11 protein-coding genes and 1 pseudogene are annotated in these 17,159 nt (G+C 40.8%); 3 read left to right on the top strand and 9 right to left on the bottom strand.

Annotated features, from left to right (window positions below; genetic code table 11):
- The first annotated feature begins 107 nt into the window (after nucleotides 1–107).
- Nucleotides 108–719: a TetR/AcrR family transcriptional regulator gene (locus BW961_RS12515; protein ID WP_068580078.1), complete on the top strand. Its 612-nt coding sequence runs from the start codon at nucleotides 108–110 to the stop codon at nucleotides 717–719.
- Nucleotides 720–776: 57 nt separating this feature from the next.
- On the opposite strand, the gene BW961_RS12520 is transcribed toward BW961_RS12515, so the two are convergent.
- The 7 genes from BW961_RS12520 to BW961_RS12550 all read right to left on the bottom strand — a co-directional run bounded on the left by BW961_RS12520 (nucleotide 777) and on the right by BW961_RS12550 (nucleotide 9,916).
- Complete coding sequence (locus BW961_RS12520) at nucleotides 777–2,357, bottom strand: DUF5597 domain-containing protein (protein WP_068580080.1); 1,581 nt, start codon at nucleotides 2,355–2,357, stop codon at nucleotides 777–779.
- 72 nt (nucleotides 2,358–2,429) lie between these two features.
- The gene (locus tag BW961_RS12525) at nucleotides 2,430–3,797 is read right to left on the bottom strand and encodes an MFS transporter (RefSeq protein WP_068580082.1); all 1,368 of its coding nucleotides are present in this window, start codon (nucleotides 3,795–3,797) and stop codon (nucleotides 2,430–2,432) included.
- 351 nt (nucleotides 3,798–4,148) lie between these two features.
- Nucleotides 4,149–5,819: an FAD-binding protein gene (locus tag BW961_RS12530; RefSeq protein WP_068580084.1), complete on the bottom strand. Its 1,671-nt coding sequence runs from the start codon at nucleotides 5,817–5,819 to the stop codon at nucleotides 4,149–4,151.
- 354 nt (nucleotides 5,820–6,173) lie between these two features.
- Nucleotides 6,174–6,431 carry an MFS transporter gene (locus BW961_RS12535; RefSeq protein WP_068580085.1) on the bottom strand — a complete coding sequence of 86 codons (258 nt, stop codon included), beginning with the start codon at nucleotides 6,429–6,431 and terminating at the stop codon, nucleotides 6,174–6,176.
- Nucleotides 6,432–6,438: 7 nt separating this feature from the next.
- Nucleotides 6,439–8,214: an aminopeptidase P family protein gene (locus BW961_RS12540; protein WP_068580088.1), complete on the bottom strand. Its 1,776-nt coding sequence runs from the start codon at nucleotides 8,212–8,214 to the stop codon at nucleotides 6,439–6,441.
- Nucleotides 8,198–9,319 carry an ethanolamine utilization protein EutH gene (eutH, locus tag BW961_RS12545; protein WP_068580090.1) on the bottom strand — a complete coding sequence of 374 codons (1,122 nt, stop codon included), beginning with the start codon at nucleotides 9,317–9,319 and terminating at the stop codon, nucleotides 8,198–8,200. The genes BW961_RS12540 and eutH overlap by 17 nt, the downstream gene beginning before the upstream one ends.
- Before the next feature lie 15 nt (nucleotides 9,320–9,334).
- Nucleotides 9,335–9,916: a helix-turn-helix domain-containing protein gene (locus BW961_RS12550; RefSeq protein WP_068580546.1), complete on the bottom strand. Its 582-nt coding sequence runs from the start codon at nucleotides 9,914–9,916 to the stop codon at nucleotides 9,335–9,337.
- A gap of 607 nt (nucleotides 9,917–10,523) precedes the next feature.
- Here BW961_RS12550 and BW961_RS12555 point away from each other — a divergent pair.
- Both BW961_RS12555 and BW961_RS12565 read left to right on the top strand, forming a co-directional pair.
- A pseudogene (locus tag BW961_RS12555) lies at nucleotides 10,524–13,067 on the top strand (GH39 family glycosyl hydrolase).
- A 188-nt stretch (nucleotides 13,068–13,255) separates the two neighbouring features.
- On the top strand, nucleotides 13,256–14,815 hold the full coding sequence (locus tag BW961_RS12565; protein ID WP_068580096.1) for a family 43 glycosylhydrolase: 1,560 nt from the start codon (nucleotides 13,256–13,258) through the stop codon (nucleotides 14,813–14,815).
- Between the two features lie 950 nt (nucleotides 14,816–15,765).
- Here the strand turns inward: BW961_RS12565 and BW961_RS12570 are convergent.
- Together BW961_RS12570 and BW961_RS12575 are read right to left on the bottom strand one after the other, a co-directional pair.
- Nucleotides 15,766–16,509, bottom strand: a complete 744-nt coding sequence (locus BW961_RS12570; protein WP_068580098.1) for an AAA family ATPase — start codon at nucleotides 16,507–16,509, stop codon at nucleotides 15,766–15,768.
- Between the two features lie 98 nt (nucleotides 16,510–16,607).
- A complete protein-coding gene (locus tag BW961_RS12575; protein ID WP_068580100.1) occupies nucleotides 16,608–17,102 on the bottom strand; it encodes a flavin reductase family protein in 495 nt (164 codons plus the stop codon).
- Nucleotides 17,103–17,159: the final 57 nt, after the last annotated feature.

Here is a 17,159-nt window from a genome sequence, read left to right on the forward strand (position 1 = left end):
ACTCTTGCAATAATTTGAATAATAAAGGTATACTCCATTTATCGCGCGCCATCTGGTTGATAGGCAAGCACGGATAGATAACACTATGAATAAGCGGGGGTTATGGAGTGGACAAACTAACAACAAGACAACGCATACTAATAGAAGCTGAAAAACAATTTATTATGCTCGGGATTGCAAGTGTACAAATGACAGATATTGCAGCAGCTATTAATATCAATAGAAGAACTCTGTATCGTTATTTTCCCACGAAGGATGAATTAGCCTTTGAAATTGAGGTCATGGTAATGAAGCAACTTCAGGACTACCTCACATTGGATTTAGGGGACATGACAGGCAAAACCGGTTTTGAAAAAGTAACAGCGTATTTTTTTCAGGTTGATCTTGAAAACGTCAAAGAACAGATCAAGTTCACTGCCGAGTTCGACCGATATTTTCAGGGGAATTATCCTAATCCAGTGTTGGAGCAATCATTTATAGAAGCTTTAAATCCAAATCAGGACCAGCTATTTCTTTATATTCGCGATGGCGTGACAGATGGCTCCATTCGTAATGATATGACGGTCGAAGAGTTATATCACTTTATTAGCCACAGTTTTATCTCCCTCTTCCAACGGCTAATTCTGAGAGAGAATCACTTGAAGTATGAATATTGCGACAATATTGATTTTCACAAATCATTTCAGAAGATTATACTAACCGGAATACAGCGCACATAAAAGTCGGAGTTTATCAACTTCGATTTCATGTGCGCTGGCATGGCTGTTATTCAATAGCTATGGAGTTAGAACGACTCTTACAACTCCGCAATACGGTGTCGCCCAGAAACTTCCGAACACGGCTTCATCCCCATTTCGAGTTCGCGTCGGTACAAATTCACCTGATTCGGTCAAATATCCTTCCTCTACAGTTAGATAGTCCACAGGGGTTGATACTAGCGACATTTTCATAGCATCCAACCATCCAGGCCCTGACCCGGGAACCATAAAGAGATGGAAGTTGCCTGCCAAGTAAAATTCTTGTGGTCCGGCTTCAATAATAAGCCCGTGTCTAGGTCGTCCTGCAGTCAACTGAGGATTACGGGTATGTCTATGATCCTTGTGATCGGTCAATGGACCCATATCGATAAAAGGCACTGCTCCGATGTAGTCTTCGAATTCAAAACTCTGATTCATTTGATAATCCTCTTCTACGACGGCATGAATTTTGCCTGTCCCTTGATACTTCTGAATCAACGGCAATAGACTCATTACACTACGGAAGCTTTCGACGAATAATACGGCATCTTCCATCAGATTGCCTTCCCCATCTAGAACATTGTCTACGCCAAAACAGAAATAACCGATCGCGTCATAATCAGCCAACGCTCGAAGCATATTTCGCGCATTAAGCCCGTCCGTGCCGGATTCCGGAACAAATAAAGGATTGTCAGACCGACGATAGTCTTCGCATACAACTCTGTAGTCACTATAATTAACATTGTAAATATCCGGTGCGATCAGATCCAGATTAGGCGCTGTAAATTTCCAAATATCTAATGTGTTTCTAGTAGGTCCGCCAGCGGGATAGAAGCCCGGAATCGGCCAACCTGGAAACGAAATCCATGCATTAGTATACAATGGGATATTATATACTGTACGACCTACTCCAGCGATATGATCAATATATTTGGCAATAGACCAAGCTGTGCAGAACTCGCCACCCGAGACGCCAAAGATGTCCTTCCAGCTCCCTTGTTCTTTGGAACCGTTCTTCTTCCAAGCGTCCCAGGCATGGCCCTTCCCTAGCCCCTTCACATGTTCGAGAAGCTGAGGAGCGACAGGCCCAATATATGCGGCTTCCGCCTCAGGTCCATAATCTCTATCGCAGCCAAGAATACCCGGTTCATTCTCCACTTGCACCGCAACAATCGTCTGCGTATCACCATCTGCTTCTTTCAGATGCTTCATCAGTGCGCAGAACGCTCTCGTATCCGCCTGCAGCGATTCCTCACCAAAAGCTGAAAGGATATTCATAGGGGCGCCGTCACTGCGAAGCACTCTAGAAAATCGCTTCTTATCTGTCTTTACCCAGCTCGGGCAATAACGCATCTCGCCATTTTTCCAAGTTGCAAACCACAATACGATAAGGTGCAAATCATTCTTTCGGCACTCTTCCAGAAGCATGTCAACCGAAGAAAAATCAAATTTCCCCTCCTGCGTCTCAACCTTATCCCAATAAACCGGGGCTTCCAGCGTATTGCCTCCTATTGCTTTGATGCCCGCAATAGCAGATGTCAGTTCTTCCGCGTTATACGCGCTGGAGTTTTTTGATTGACCTCCCATTGGCATAAATGGTTTTCCCTTTACTTTAAACATATAAACATCTCCCGTTCTTCTATATATATTAGGGCGAATCCGAATTAAATTTATGTCGATAGCATCTTGAGCTTACAAATCACTTGTAGGATTAACTTTAGATGTAATTTTCTTCTCGTTGTATTTAAGAAGTGCCAATAAGGAAAATAGGGCGACTACAGCTGCAATAATAACGGATATCCTGATCCCAGAATCATGATCCGTCGATTTCCCTATCGCCAATATGGTAGGCAGGATAATGACGGATAATGCGGTACCAAATTTCGTAAGAAACGAGCGTACGCCAAAGTATAACGCTTCCTTGTTTTCCCCACTTAAACTGGCGTCATATACGGCACAGTCTGCAACGATAGCATTCGGTAATATGCCTGATATAGCCGCAGGAACCGCAGAGAGAACAACAATGGGAAACAGTTGTAGAAAACCGCTAAATGGAAGTTTCCCCATAAACGATATATAAATGAAAGAAATAATAAGAAACAGAAACGAAACAATCATCAATTTCTTCTTGCCATACTTTTTACTAAGTCTGTTGACCAGCGGATAGAGCACGAAAGAAAGTACGCCGACGGCAGCCACAATTATTCCGACATGATTTTCCTTCTGCCTCGCGAGTACCGTAATGTAGTAGACGAGGGAAGATTGGAAGAACCCATTCGTAAACCAATAACCTAACTCGCTTATTAAGAAATATCGGAAATCCCGATTTTTAAAAACAGCCTTAACCGACGTTTTGATATCCAAACTTGTCGCATTGGTCGAACCGTATTTCGTCTCATCAATCGTATATGCGGGTATGAGCATGAGGATGAACGCAATCATTGCAAGCGCTCCGAACGTCCACTGAATCGAGGCTGTTTTTGAAATTCCAAAGACCGTCATGACTGTCTCCCAGATACTTGGCGCAAAGGTCGCGAGTATAAGTCCTAGAAACCAGGTTACCGAAATGTATGTCGACAAATCTATGCGCTCTTCTGTGGTTCGGCCCAATTCTCCAAGGAGCGCGGTATACGGTATCACATAACAAGTAAACGCCACAAAGTAGAGGGGCAGGATGATGAAAAGCCATAAAGAATTGATCGTATGAACTTCGTTTTGAAAAGGTACGATAAATATGCATACAAGTAAAAGTGCGCAAGGCAGTGCACTTCGTCTCATAAACGGCGTCCTTCTTCCAAGGCGATGCCTGCTTCTATCACTTAAATTTGCAATCCATAGGTCAGTCACTGCATTGATTAACGTAGCTAACCCCATAATGATGCCAATAATCGTAACACCCATAAAGACACTGCCTTGCGGAATCGCCACTTGAATATCGGATCCTTCAGGCGGTAAATAAAAATAGATGAGCCATGTACCGATGATTCCAGCCAGAATCGACCAACCTAACTGCCCAAGCGAGTATAAAATCTTTATCTTCCTTGGTAATTTTTCCATCATTCACCTCCTTTGTCTTATTGCCGCCAACACTACGCCACACGTGTGGCATACCTGCATTATAAAGCGCTTTCAAGTATGCGTCAAGATCATTTCCACTCCTTCTGGAAATATATTTCATATCCTATCCTTAATATTCGTTGAACTAAACCACGGGTGAATGAAATAACGGATGTTGCCATCACACTTTCCATGCTGGAGAAGGTAAAGGGGGATTAACGACCTCTATCTACCTTACTCAGTATCTGAATAAGCAATAGAGAAACCCAACGTTTTAAAAAAACGTGGGTTTCTCTATAATCTGAAAGGCTGTCCACATGGACAGCCTCTCTTGTAATTCTTAATATTCATCTATCATTTCTTCGCCTGATCAGCCAAATATGTTGCTGCAACATAACCGAATGTCATAGAAGGACCGATTGTTGCGCCTGGACCTGGATACGTTTCACCCATCATGGAAGAGGAGCAATTACCTGTAGCGAAGAGGCCTTCAATATAACTACCATCTTCTTTCACAACACGAGCATACTCGTCTGTCAGAAGTCCGCCCTTCGTACCAATATCCCCTGGCACAACCTGGAGTGCATAGTACGGACCTTCATCCATAGTAAGCAGGTTAGGATTCTTAAGGGTTGGGTCTCCATAGTAACGATCATACGCACTGTCGCCTCGATGAAAGTCTTCGTCAACACCATTCTTCGCGAAGCGGTTGAAGCGTTCGATTGTTGCGGTCAATTTGTCCGCTGGCACACCAATCTGCTTCGCAAGCTCAGCAGGCGTATGCGCTTTCTTCACGAATCCGCTCTCCAGCCACTTTTGATGAAAAGGCTGTTTAGGGAACAAGGTCATGAAGATATAACGCTGCTTCGCTACTTCATTTACGATTATCCAGCAAGTAGAAGACCTCGCTTCTGGCTTATCCTTTGCATACATCGTATCTACGAATTGATGGTATGGTACGGCTTCATTCACAAAGCGTTCTCCGACTTGATTAATGCAAATCATGTTTGGAATACCACGGTCTGCTACCAAGAAGTAAGGAGTACCATCTGGCATGATTACAGTTGGCGCACCCCACACACGATCCATCAGATCAAGCTTCGCCCCTAAGCGCAAAGACACATCAATGATGTCCCCTGTTTGATCAGGAGCAGAAGAAGTCCACTCTACTTTCGTTGGACTAGGCAGATACTTCTCGCGCATTTCCTGACTACAAGAGAAACCTCCTGAAGCTAGAATAACACCATATTTCGCTTCGATCTGAATGCGCTTTCCATTCTTCTCGGCAATAATGCCTATTACACGGTTGCCCTCGGTTACATAGTCAACAAATGCCGTGGATAACCATAATTCACCATTCGTTTCCAAATGAGCAGCACGCAGACGAGCAATTAGCGCGACGCCAAGAGAGGAGTAATTTGCGCCTGTTAATCGACTCTTGATAAGACGCATACCTAGCTTAACGGCTGTGCGCTTACCAATCCATGTACGGGTAATCATATTCACCTTATGGAACTCGTAAGAGTTAATAACGAGACCTTTCGTAGGCAGCACATTTCTACGCATGTTCTCAAGATCCTTGCCAAGCTTCCTCAAGTCGAATATAGGGCATTCGATTGAACGACCACGTGGTAAGCCGCCTTTTCTTTCTGGATAATAGTCCGAGTAGCCAGGAACATATTGAAATAGAACTTGGCTCGTATTGTCTCTCATGAAATTTATCATTTCTGTTCCGCGTTTGATATACGCAACTTTACGAGCATCTGATACACGATTACCTACCGTTGAATCCAAATAGTCTTTGGACTTCTCATAGCTGTCATCAAGTCCTGCTTCCTTTAGAACTGGGTTGTTAGGTATCCATACTCCACCGCCAGAGAGTGCACTAGATCCGCCATACTTACTAGACTTCTCAATTATGAGTGACTTCAAGCCCTTCTTCTCTGCTGTTATTGCCGCTGCAAAGCCGCCAGAACCTGATCCTACAACAATGACATCATAGCTTGCATCCCACTTGTGATCCATGAAATTATCCCCCCCCTAATTGTTATAGAAGCAAAAAGCTGTTTACCATTGCAGTTACTATTCGGCAGGTTTGCCATTATCGCGATAATATTTATTTTTGATAATCGTATCATATGCTTTATTCTCTGAAATATCACTAGATTCCACTTATTTCTGTCCCAATTCTAAAGGATAACTCTACCGACAATTTCACCCTACTTATGGTACGGTTCACCGTAACGTCTATAGAACGAAATTAAAAGGCACCCACATGGGTGCCTTTCTTTTGGACAAAAGTTCAACGAGGAGAATCATGATTATTCAAAACCACGACTTACTCAACCCCAGGTTCGCTCCTTATTCACAGCTTAGCTACTAACTCAATGAAGATACTGTATTGCGAGTCTTCGTTACTGAATAAACGGCAGAAATAAGTGCTAGAACAACCATAATACCAGCCACCCAAGTATTGGTCGTAACAGGGTATCGGTCAATAAGGAAACCACCTAATCCAGAACCCAAAGCTACCCCAAGATGTAAGAATGACGTGTTTAAACCTAATTGAATGTCCGCGGAATCTGGAGCAGACTTGGCAAGTACTTTAAGGCGAAAAATATTACTTGTATTCGGCAATACCTATTTATATTTCCCTAGTTTCTTCCCTTAGCCATCCGCTCTCTTCTTCATTTAAATAAGGAGCTAGCTTCGTATATACCTCTTGATGATAATTGTTTAACCATTGCTTTTCACTCTCTGTTAACATATCTTTATTGATACCGGCTAGATCAATTGGGCAATACGTAATTGTTTCAAAATTCATAAATTGACCAAACTCTGTTTTCTCGTCTTCATCTACTATCAGCATATTTTCAATTCTAATTCCATATTTACCTTCCAGGTATATTCCCGGTTCATTCGTAATAATCATGCCTTTTTCTAATGTAACATGATTATTATTCCTTATGCTTTGTGGTCCTTCATGAACATTCAAGAAAAAACCTACCCCATGTCCTGTCCCGCATTTATAGTCCAAACCATACTGCCAAATGGGTTGTCTTGCTAATACATCTAAATGAGAGCCTGTTGCTCCGTGTAAATATTTTACTGAGCTTAATGCAATAAATCCTTTTAACACCAAAGTATAATCTCTTTTTTGTTCATCGGTAAGTTTCCCCAAAACAATCGTTCTTGTAATATCTGTTGTTCCATCATAATACTGTCCGCCTGAATCAATTAAAAAAAGACCTTCATTCTTAAGAGTATATTGCGTTTCTTTATTAGCTTTATAATGCATCATCGCAGCATGTTCTTTATAACCTGCTATCGTATCAAAGCTAGTTCCAACATATCCTTCCTGCGCCCTTCTGAAATCTTCTAATCTTTCTTCTGCAGCAATCTCTGTAATTTCTTCTTTGTCTACAACGGTTTTTAGCCATTTTATAAATTTCACCATGGCTATACCATCTTTTATTTCACACCATTTTACATTTTTTATCTCAACTTCATTTTTAATAGCTTTTAAATGAGTTGTGATGTCAGGAATTTCAATTTTCTTTGTATTACTGTTAATGGCATTATATAATCTGCTATTTGTTTTATTCGCATCTAAAATAATGGTATCTCCGCTTGTAAGATTTCCTAAGAATGTTTGTATTTCATGATTCGCTTTTAACTCGATTCCTTCAGCCTCCAGTTCTAATTTAACCAAAGGGGAAACCTTGCAAGAATCAATAAATAAATAACATTTATGTTCTGCTACGATTACATTAGCTATTACAACTGGATTGTTAGGCACATCAGCCCCTCTTATATTCAAAAGCCATGCAATGTCATCAAGGGAAGTTAAAATATAATAATTTGCTCCTATATTTTTCATTTCTTTTCTTACTTCATTTAATTTTTCTAATCGTGATTTGCCTGCATATTTTACGTCATGAGTAAAAATTGGTCCTTTAGGAATCTCCGGTCTATCTTCCCACAGATCACCAATTAAATCTTGATTCATTTTTAATACGATTCTCTTTGCTTTTAGATCTTTTTCCATCTTTTTAACCATATTAATTGAAAAAACATTTCCATCAAAGCCCACAATGCTTCCTTCATTAAGAACATCTGCTAGCCATTCTGAATAAAATGGTACCCCTGGATCCACCATTCTAAATAATCTGATTCCTGAGCCCTCAAGCTGCTTTTCTGCTTGAATATAGTATCTACCATCTGTCCATAACCCAGCATCCTCTAATGTAATAACTGCAGTACCTGCAGACCCTGTAAATCCTGATATCCATTGTCTACATTTCCAATGTTCTGCTACATATTCACTCTGATGTGCATCAAAACTGGGAATTATATAAGCATCCATTTGATTTTCTTTCATTAGCTGTCTTAACTTTTCGACCCTATCCCTGATATTCATTACTAATACCTCCATTTTCCTTAAGACTAAATTCTTTAATCTCACGATCATATAGCCATGCAGCTAGTAATATACTAATTATTCCGGCTGTAAGCTTTGATATGATAAACGCTCCTAACATTTCTGGGGCTACTCCTGACACAAATCCAAATTGACCTCCAAATACAAATGCTCCACTTACTCCAAAGGCAGTACATACCACTTTTCCTTTGGGATTCATTTCCTTAAATGTTCCAAATACCAACAGATTACTAGCCAAACTTCCTAGAATACCTGCTACTGACACTGAATTAATTCCAAATTTCTCCCCTATTTCTTTAAAACTATTTTTAAAAATTCGATTGATAAATGCTAGCATAGGGTATGCTCCACCTAAAACAAATGCGATCTTGGCTACTACTACAGTAGATTCAGATAGTGGTGCTAATCCTGAGACAATCCTTTCACCAAATATCACATCTATACCTTGTAAAAGTAATCCGACAGTACTCAAACTCATTATAAGCTTTCCAAATACATTAAAAACTTTTATAAAAACATGAGGAGCTTTTAATAATCCTGCTCCTAAAATAATGGCAAAAACAAATATAGGAACCAGATTCCATACTAATATATTGATATTTATTTTTTGCCATAAGCCTGCTGCAAGACATCCTATTGGTATAGAAATAATTCCAACCAACACGCCCTTAGAAAAATATTTTTCATCCTCTTTAGAAAGCATCCCTAACGCGACAGGTATTGAAAAACTAATTGTGGCTCCTAATGTAGATGCGATGATAATTCCTGAGAATGCCCCCATTTCCTCTGTCAATGCTAGCTCATTAGCCATTTGATAGCCCCCCATATCTACAGCTAATAATGCTGCAGGAACGATAGAAGGATCTAGATGAAAAACTCTAAAGATTGGAATAATCTCAGCGGATAAAAAATTTGTAAATATAGGGGCTAAAGAAAGTATTCCTATCATGCCAAGCCCTAAAGCTCCCATGGTCTTTATTCCTTCCTCAAATTTCCCACCCAGTTTCAAATGATTTCCGGTAATATAATCAATAGCTCCAATTACAAAAAAAGAACCGATTAGATATAATACAAATTTATCCATTGTTATGATCCTTTACTAATCAGCATCTGTAGTATAAACCCCACTATTGTAGATATAATTAGGCGTATTAACAGCTATAAGCTTGACCTTTTTGTTCGTATAATTAGCCCAGTTATGGGCAATATTTGAGTCCATATGAACACTGTCACCAGGATATACTTCATGCCTCTTACCATTTATGTAAACTGTTAATATACCCTCTAAAACATAAATGAACTCTTCTCCCTTATGCTTATAGGATAATATTTCTTCATCTTTCTTTTGAGGAAGAATTTCTATAAGCCTTGGAAAAAGTTGTTTATTTTCTAAATTTGTACTTAAACTATACTTAATAAAACCACCTTCTACTGAATCCATTAATTCTTGTTCATAACTTCTTAAAACCATATCTTTCCTTTTAAGTGGATAATCAAAAAAATGTGTTAAATGTACTTCCAAAATATCAGCTAGTTTTTCAAGTGAATCAACTGCTATGGTAGTAAGCCCCCTTTCTAATTGAGACAGAAATCCAACAGATAGTTCGCTTTTTTCACTTAACTCTTTCAAAGTAATTCCTTTTTCAGTCCTCAATTTCTTTATTTCCATTCCTATATTCATCACTTCACCCCGAATTTTCATTATTGTGAATAATATAATATATATTAGAGTAACAAGCAATATATTATGAAATATTTTCATGAATATGAAAATCATTTAATTAACGTAATCATCTATTCTCTCAAGAACAGTCCGTATAATTATACAATCTGGCAAAAAAAAGACGCTTGATCTATTAGATCTATGCGCCTAGATTGTTAAATAATAAAATACGAAAAAGAGCTATCTTATTGTGCCTTACTCAACTAAAACGCCAATAACTCGAAGGAGAGTAAAGATACAGTCTGCCTACAATCTGATCAACCAACCTCAGTCTTCTTGTTAGGTCATGTTTTTTAGGTACAGATCTATATTCAAATGAGGAAAAATTTTCGAGCTTGGAGCAAGTTTTGAAACTTCCCCCTGATTTTGTTACATTGTAAATAGTTCAATTTGGATGATTACTTTCAAAAACAACCACCTAAACCGTTGTCACAATAACGTCCTAAGTGGTTCTATTTTTAACCTCACTTATTTATGGTACGGTTCACCGTACCATCTATACAGCGAAAGGCAAAAAATATAAAATGGTCACAACATGAAAGCCAATTAATCGAAGAGGTGAGCCATGCAAATCCATTACGAAGCCATCGAGCAGAGCGGGCAAATTCCGGTCAAGATTTTCACGCAGTCCCTCGAACTGTTCCCTTACCATTGGCATGATGAAACAGAGATCTTGTTCATCCTCAAGGGATCGATCGAAGTCATGATCGACAAGCAAGGAACGGTTCTGAACGTCGGGGATATCTTTCTTGTAAACCGGAACGAAATCCACTTCCTTCGTTCATTGGACAAGCAGGAACGAGCACAGCTGCTCATTCTTCAATTCAGCCTCGAGCAATTTCAAAAATACGGCGTCGAAACGAACGGAATGAGCTTTAAGCTCGACTCAAGCGCCTCGAAAGGAACGAAAACAAAGGAATATCATCGGATCCGGTCACTGCTTGCTTCAATGATGAAGATTGTCATCAACCGTGAAGAGCCGCAAAATTTGTTGATCGAACGGCATATGCTCGATCTATACATTATTTTGAAGAACCATTTCAGCATACCGGTTGAGCCTCTTACCGTGCAAATCAGAAAAGGTGACGAACGCCTTCTCGAAATCCTCAAATATATCAATACCAATTATAACAATTCACGCCTCAGCCTCAATAAAATCGCGGCCCAGTTCTTTTTGACGCCGCAATATTTGTCTAAATACTTCAAAATGAACATGGGCGTTTCGCTCAAGAAGTTCATCGAAAACATCCGATTGAACAAATCGTTAAAACCGCTTAAGCTGTCGGAAAATAACATTCTTGACGTCGCGCTACTTCACGGTTTTCCTGATGCGAAGTCATATTACCGCGTGTTTCGGGAAGTGCTCGGGATGACCCCGACGGAGTTCCGCGAGCTTCAGGAGATCGATGCGAACCTCGAAAAGCCGAAGGATTACTTCAGCATCAGTAGCAAAAAGACGTTGTCCGAGCTATTCCAATATATCGACTGGAATGAGAATGAATCGATTTCTTCTGTTGGTGGAAGAGAAAGGTCCGTCACGTATACCGTTGACATGGGGGTCTCAAAAGGGAAGCTTCGACCAAGCTGGAAACGCCTTATGACATTCGGTTATGCGCCGCATGGACTTCGGCAAGATTTCCGCAGACAACTCAGGACGCTGCAACAGGACATCGGATTCGAATATATCCGGTTTCATGGTATTTTTGCTGATGAGTTGCTCGTATATAACGAATCTCCTTCGGGTAAGCCATATTATAATTTCAACCATGTCGATACGCTGCTGGACGGATTGCTTGAGGAAGACGTCAGGCCATTTTTGGAGCTTGGCTTCATGCCTTCGTTGCTTGCTTCCGCAGAAGGCGACATTTTCTGGTGGAAAGCGAACGTTACGCCACCGAAAAGCATGGATCGGTGGCTCGACATGGTCGAGGCTTTTGTCCGACATATCATAAACCGATACGGCATGGCGGAAGTATCGCGATGGTACTTCGAATTTTGGAACGAGCCGGATGTTGAAGGCACCTTCTGGAAAGGCACGCGAGAACAATTTTTCGAACTGTTCGAAGTGACTTTCTCGCGCATAAAGTCGATCAGTCCGATGCTTAAAGTGGGCGGATTCGGCAATTTATGCCTTTTCAGCGGCGATTCCTGGTTGCGGTCGTTTGTTTCGTATGCCCGGGAACACGGGATCGAACTCGATTTCTTTTCTTTTCATGCGTATCAGTTGGCGATTAATCCTTACGACCTGGCGGACGAAAGATTGCGGATAAATGCGATGCAGATCTTTAACTTTTACGAAGATTTAAGCGAGTTGCTTTCGACTAACCCGTACGTTCGTTTAGGCGATGAGGATCTGATCGAACGAGCTGTAAAACAGACGATTGAATGGGCGGCTGAGCTGCCGATGAAGGAGCGAGAGTATTGGATTACCGAATGGAATTGTAACATCGACTGCCGAGATTTGATCCACGACACGTGTTTTATGGCCGCTTTTATCGTGAAAACGGCTTTGCAATGCGGACATTTGGTCGAAGGAATGGGCTATTGGACGGCGACAGACCTGCAAGAGGAGTTTTAATTGCCGCAGCCGTTATTTCACGGAGGCTTCGGTTTGCTGACGTATAACGGCATCAAAAAGGCGGGCTTCCACGCGTTCGCGTTCCTCGCAAGGCTAGGGGATGAAATCGTATTGCAGCGAGAGGGCATCATCGTGACGCGCCGCGGGGAAGATTATCAAATACTTTTGTACAATTATTGCCACTACAACGAGCTGTATAATCAATTCGATTATTCGCAGGTTACTTCGAAGAACCGTTATGGCATCTTCAACGAGACAGCGCCGAACCGATTCGGCTTGCGGCTTGAAGAACTTAACGGACATTACCTATTGGAACAAATGCGGGTCAACCGGAAGCATGGCTCCTCCTTTGATGCTTGGGTGGAGATGGGCGCACCGGACGAGTTGACTGTCGAAGGCCGAGCGTATCTCGATCGGATGGCGCAACCGCAATATCGGACCTGGCTAGAGAAGGCAGATGAGTTCATTGAGCTGGATATCGAGCTCGAACCGCACGAAATTCAGCTGATTCTGGTGATAAAGCAGTATTGATGGAACAAAAGGAACACGCACCCGATGCGTGTTCCTTTTGTTAATCTACTTTTGCCGTTGCATTTGCTTATAAACCGAAAGAAGATCATAGAAGGAATAACCAAAGCCGATGTTCGGAACGAAAGTAAAGCGCTTTCACTGTAAAATCATAATCAAGAAGTGGAATAGAAAAATAGGAGGTTTAGATTATGGAAGTGAATTATGGGCCAGATAGATTTTCCATTAACCCATTCTTACCCTGCAATGAGTATATCCCAGATGGAGAACCATATGTCTTCGGTGACAGATTATATTTGTACGGCTCACACGATCTGTTTGGAAGTGGGGAGTTCTGTGGCGGTGATTATGTGACTTGGTCAGCACCAGTCGACAATTTAACTGACTGGAGATACGAAGGCGTTATCTACAATAAGATGCAGGATCCGTTTGTGAAAGAAATGGTCAATTCAGGTAAAAAGGGTATGATGAAAACCAATATGTTTGCCCCAGATATTGTAGAAATAGAAGGGAAATATTATTTGTACTATGGTATCGGACTTTCTAAGTCTGGCTTCGGTGTTGCGGTTTCGGATTCGCCAGTTGGACCATTTGAATATATCGGACGTGTGCGTTATCCAGAATCAGAAAAGCCAATAAACTGGAAAGATGGTAGAAACGGAATCGAAGATGGTGATTTCGCTTTTGGTAAAGGTAAAGGCCCGCTTTTGAATATGGCTAACTATCCATATGATCCATCTGTTATTTATGACAATGGAAGATTATACATGTACTTTGGAGTTTGTTTCTGCCACATGGTGGAGTTGGATACAAACGATATGAGAACGGTAATGAAGAATGAAAAAACAGGTCGTTATATGAGTGAATCACTTATACCCTCAATGTTCACTCAACGTTCAAAGAGGAAAGATTTCGATCACATGGGTATGCTCAACGGACCCTCAATCAGAAAAATAAATGACGTTTTCTACTTAGTTTATTATGGAACTGGCCCAAATAAATGCAATGCAATGTGCTATGCGACTTCCAAGAGTCCTTTCGGTCCATTTGAGTATGGAGGCATTCTTGTTTCTCTAGGAAATTCAAGATATAAAGGTCAGAATGCTCCTACTGAATATGTGGGTAATACCCATGGTGGAATGGTAAATCTAAATGGTACTTGGTATATCATTTACCACAGACATACGAGCAACAAAATAGGGGGCAGACAGGCTATGGTAGCTGCGCTCACTATGCGACCTGATGGAAACTTTGAACACGCAGAGCATCATTCTATGGGCTTTAGCAAATCTGCCTTACCTGCATATTATCAGTGGCCAGCATATATCGCTTGCTATCTGACAGATGCACAAGGAAAAACAAAAGCAAAAACTAACTCTCCGTATATTCTGCAAAGGGAGTTAGCATTTGGATTATTAGACGACCATTCAGGCAAAAAGGTTTTCCAAGTCGTTACAAATACTACAAGTGGAAGTGTCGTTGGATATAAATACTTCGACTTCGGTTATGAAGCGCGTGAAAATTCGAAGGTTATTTTATCAATTCTTGCAGAAAGCAATGGCTATGTAGAAATTTTCATAGACAATCCAATTAGCGGTGAGTTGATTGCAAAAGTACAAGTGGGAATTTCGAGCGAGTATACTGATTTTCTTTCGCCACTAAAGGCAATCACTGGTGAGCACGCAGTTTATTTTGTATTCCATCCAGAAGGCAAGACGTTAGGCGATCTCTCGCACTTTGCATTTGTGTAAAACGAAAGTAAAGCAATATATGGCCCTTTATCAATATCAAGTAGTTACATCGGATCTAGCTTTATCCAATCTATTCCTGTACTTGCACCCCTTAACGGAGATGTGGGCAAAAGTTCTTACTTATTATCGCTGGAGTGTGGAATCGTGACTTTTATAAACAGACTATTGTAAGAATCACTTATTTTAAGAGTCTGCTAACTAAACTAATGCGACAGGGTTTGAAGCATTCGATGGCTTACACATCCAATTAATGAAGCAATCCTACTGCCAGGCACTGGCCCGAAGGATTGCTTCTTTTTTCGCTTTCTGATTTGAGTTGACCGAACACCTTCAACGTTTATGTCATACCGGGTTAATGTCCATCAAATATCTCCGGAGATAGAGGTTGAATTTCTTCTTAACCAGTACTTGCAGTAATACCGCTTTGACTTAACAAGGGCTTTCCCTGTTTTGTTCAAAAAAATTTGCATCATTTGTGATACGCATCATTCGGGAACCTGTCTCAGTGTCTTCTCCTGATTTTCTCTTCTTGACTTGTTAGGGATCGGCAATACTGCATGCCCATTTTGGCTCATGAAATGCGCACTACGAATTCCATCTTCATTGAACAGAAACGTTTCCGCGAGGACAACTTTTACTTTCCCTTTAAAAACCAAGACTGCGATGGATGGGTATATTGCATCTGCCTTCTTGGCTATGATGGTGGCATTTGTAGAACGATCAATGACATACAGGCATATGCATACTAAACCTGCTCAGAATTGATCAAATTTGCTCCACAAGCCCTCCCCCACAACAAGAAAATACCTTGATCCCATCAAAAATTTCGCCCTACTTATGATATGGTTCCCTCCGATTCATCTTCACCCCCCCTTACCTTAACCTCAAGTAAATAACTCGAAGAAACTTGAGTTGGCTACACTTCAATCATCGTTGATACAAGATAATTCTCACTCATCATCTGAGAACAACATGTTGAAATACCGATCACGATTATTCAAGAAATCTCGGGTCAAGCTATAATGTTCCGTTTCTTCGTATTGTATCGGTTCTATAGACGACTCTGAGAAATGTAATATTTGAGCATGTGGGTATGCCATAAGTATCGGAGAATGTGTCGCGATAATAAACTGAGCCTGACCACTCTGTTCCAGCTCCCAAATCAGCCTTAGAAAAGATAACTGACTCTGCGGAGACAACGCCGACTCTGGTTCATCTAACAAATATAGCCCCTTTTTATCTAATCGATTGTTGAAAAAGGTCAAAAAGGCTTGTCCATGAGAACGTTCATTCAAGGACTTCCCACCATACGGTCCATATGCGGAGCTACCTACATCTTCTGCTAACTCATCGATATAGTTCGCAAATGCGTCAAATGTTTCGGCTCGGAAATAGAATCCACTATTCACCTTAGGCATCCAGCTTAGTCTCATAATTGATGCGAGCGATACATTGTCCTTCTGCTTTGAAATGACAAGATCTTTCCCTCCAATAATACTAAATCCACAACTGTGCCCTATAGATTCCAATAACGTGGATTTACCTGAACCATTCTCTCCCGTTAGAAAAGTCACGTTACTCTCTAAGTGTAGCGTACTTAAGCTACGTAATACTGGCATTTGGAATGGGAATTGATGTTCATCCGCAGGTGGAACGTTATCCCAATCTAGATTAATTCTCTTCAAGAATGGCATAGGGTCTCCTTTCAATTCACTTCATGAACCCACATTGATAGAAAGAAACCTCCCAACGAAGAGTCCGTGGAAGGTCGTCATTACAAACAATTTATAGATTAAATATAGAACTCGTCAGGAATCTTCCCGAATTTACGTTTGTGATATAAAAGTGGTTCTTTGTTTTCACTTTCAATCGCTACAACTTCACCTATCAAGATCGTATGATCACCCGCTTCAATGGTTTTGAACGTCTTACATTGCATCACGCCAGAAGCTCCTTCAATAATCGGAAGACCATTCTCGGATAAATCCCATTCACAATTTCCAAATCGGTCAATATCTCTACTTGCAAATAAGGAACAAATGTCACCTTGATCTGCGGATAGTACGTGTACAGCAAATTTATCCGTTTTGATAAACGTCTCATACGTCGAAACTCTCTTATCAATGGACCATAGGACAAGTAAAGGATCTAAAGATACGGAAGCAAATGAATTAACGGTAAGGCCTAACGGAACGCCTTGTTCATCGACGGTTGTAACAACAGTCACTCCCGTAGGGTAATTTCCCATAACTTCTTTGAAACACGCAACATTCTTACTGTTATCCATTCTCTCAAAACACCTCTCCATGTATGTATCATTATAATCATAGTGCAATTATTCATT

The sequence above is a fragment of the Paenibacillus macquariensis genome, assembly GCF_900156375.1.
Lineage (GTDB): Bacteria > Bacillota > Bacilli > Paenibacillales > Paenibacillaceae > Paenibacillus_AQ > Paenibacillus_AQ macquariensis.

What these genes read in the sequence shown, in the direction of transcription:
- BW961_RS12520 (WP_068580080.1), bottom strand. Translation starts at nt 2,357, where the DNA reads ATGTTTAAAGTAAAGGGAAAACCATTTATGCCAATGGGAGGTCAATCA.
- BW961_RS12525 (WP_068580082.1), bottom strand. Translation starts at nt 3,797, where the DNA reads ATGATGGAAAAATTACCAAGGAAGATAAAGATTTTATACTCGCTTGGG.
- BW961_RS12530 (WP_068580084.1), bottom strand. Translation starts at nt 5,819, where the DNA reads ATGGATCACAAGTGGGATGCAAGCTATGATGTCATTGTTGTAGGATCA.
- BW961_RS12540 (WP_068580088.1), bottom strand. Translation starts at nt 8,214, where the DNA reads ATGAATATCAGGGATAGGGTCGAAAAGTTAAGACAGCTAATGAAAGAA.
- eutH (WP_068580090.1), bottom strand. Translation starts at nt 9,319, where the DNA reads ATGGATAAATTTGTATTATATCTAATCGGTTCTTTTTTTGTAATTGGA.
- BW961_RS12550 (WP_068580546.1), bottom strand. Translation starts at nt 9,916, where the DNA reads ATGAATATAGGAATGGAAATAAAGAAATTGAGGACTGAAAAAGGAATT.
- BW961_RS12565 (WP_068580096.1), top strand. Translation starts at nt 13,256, where the DNA reads ATGGAAGTGAATTATGGGCCAGATAGATTTTCCATTAACCCATTCTTA.
- BW961_RS12570 (WP_068580098.1), bottom strand. Translation starts at nt 16,509, where the DNA reads ATGCCATTCTTGAAGAGAATTAATCTAGATTGGGATAACGTTCCACCT.
- BW961_RS12575 (WP_068580100.1), bottom strand. Translation starts at nt 17,102, where the DNA reads ATGGATAACAGTAAGAATGTTGCGTGTTTCAAAGAAGTTATGGGAAAT.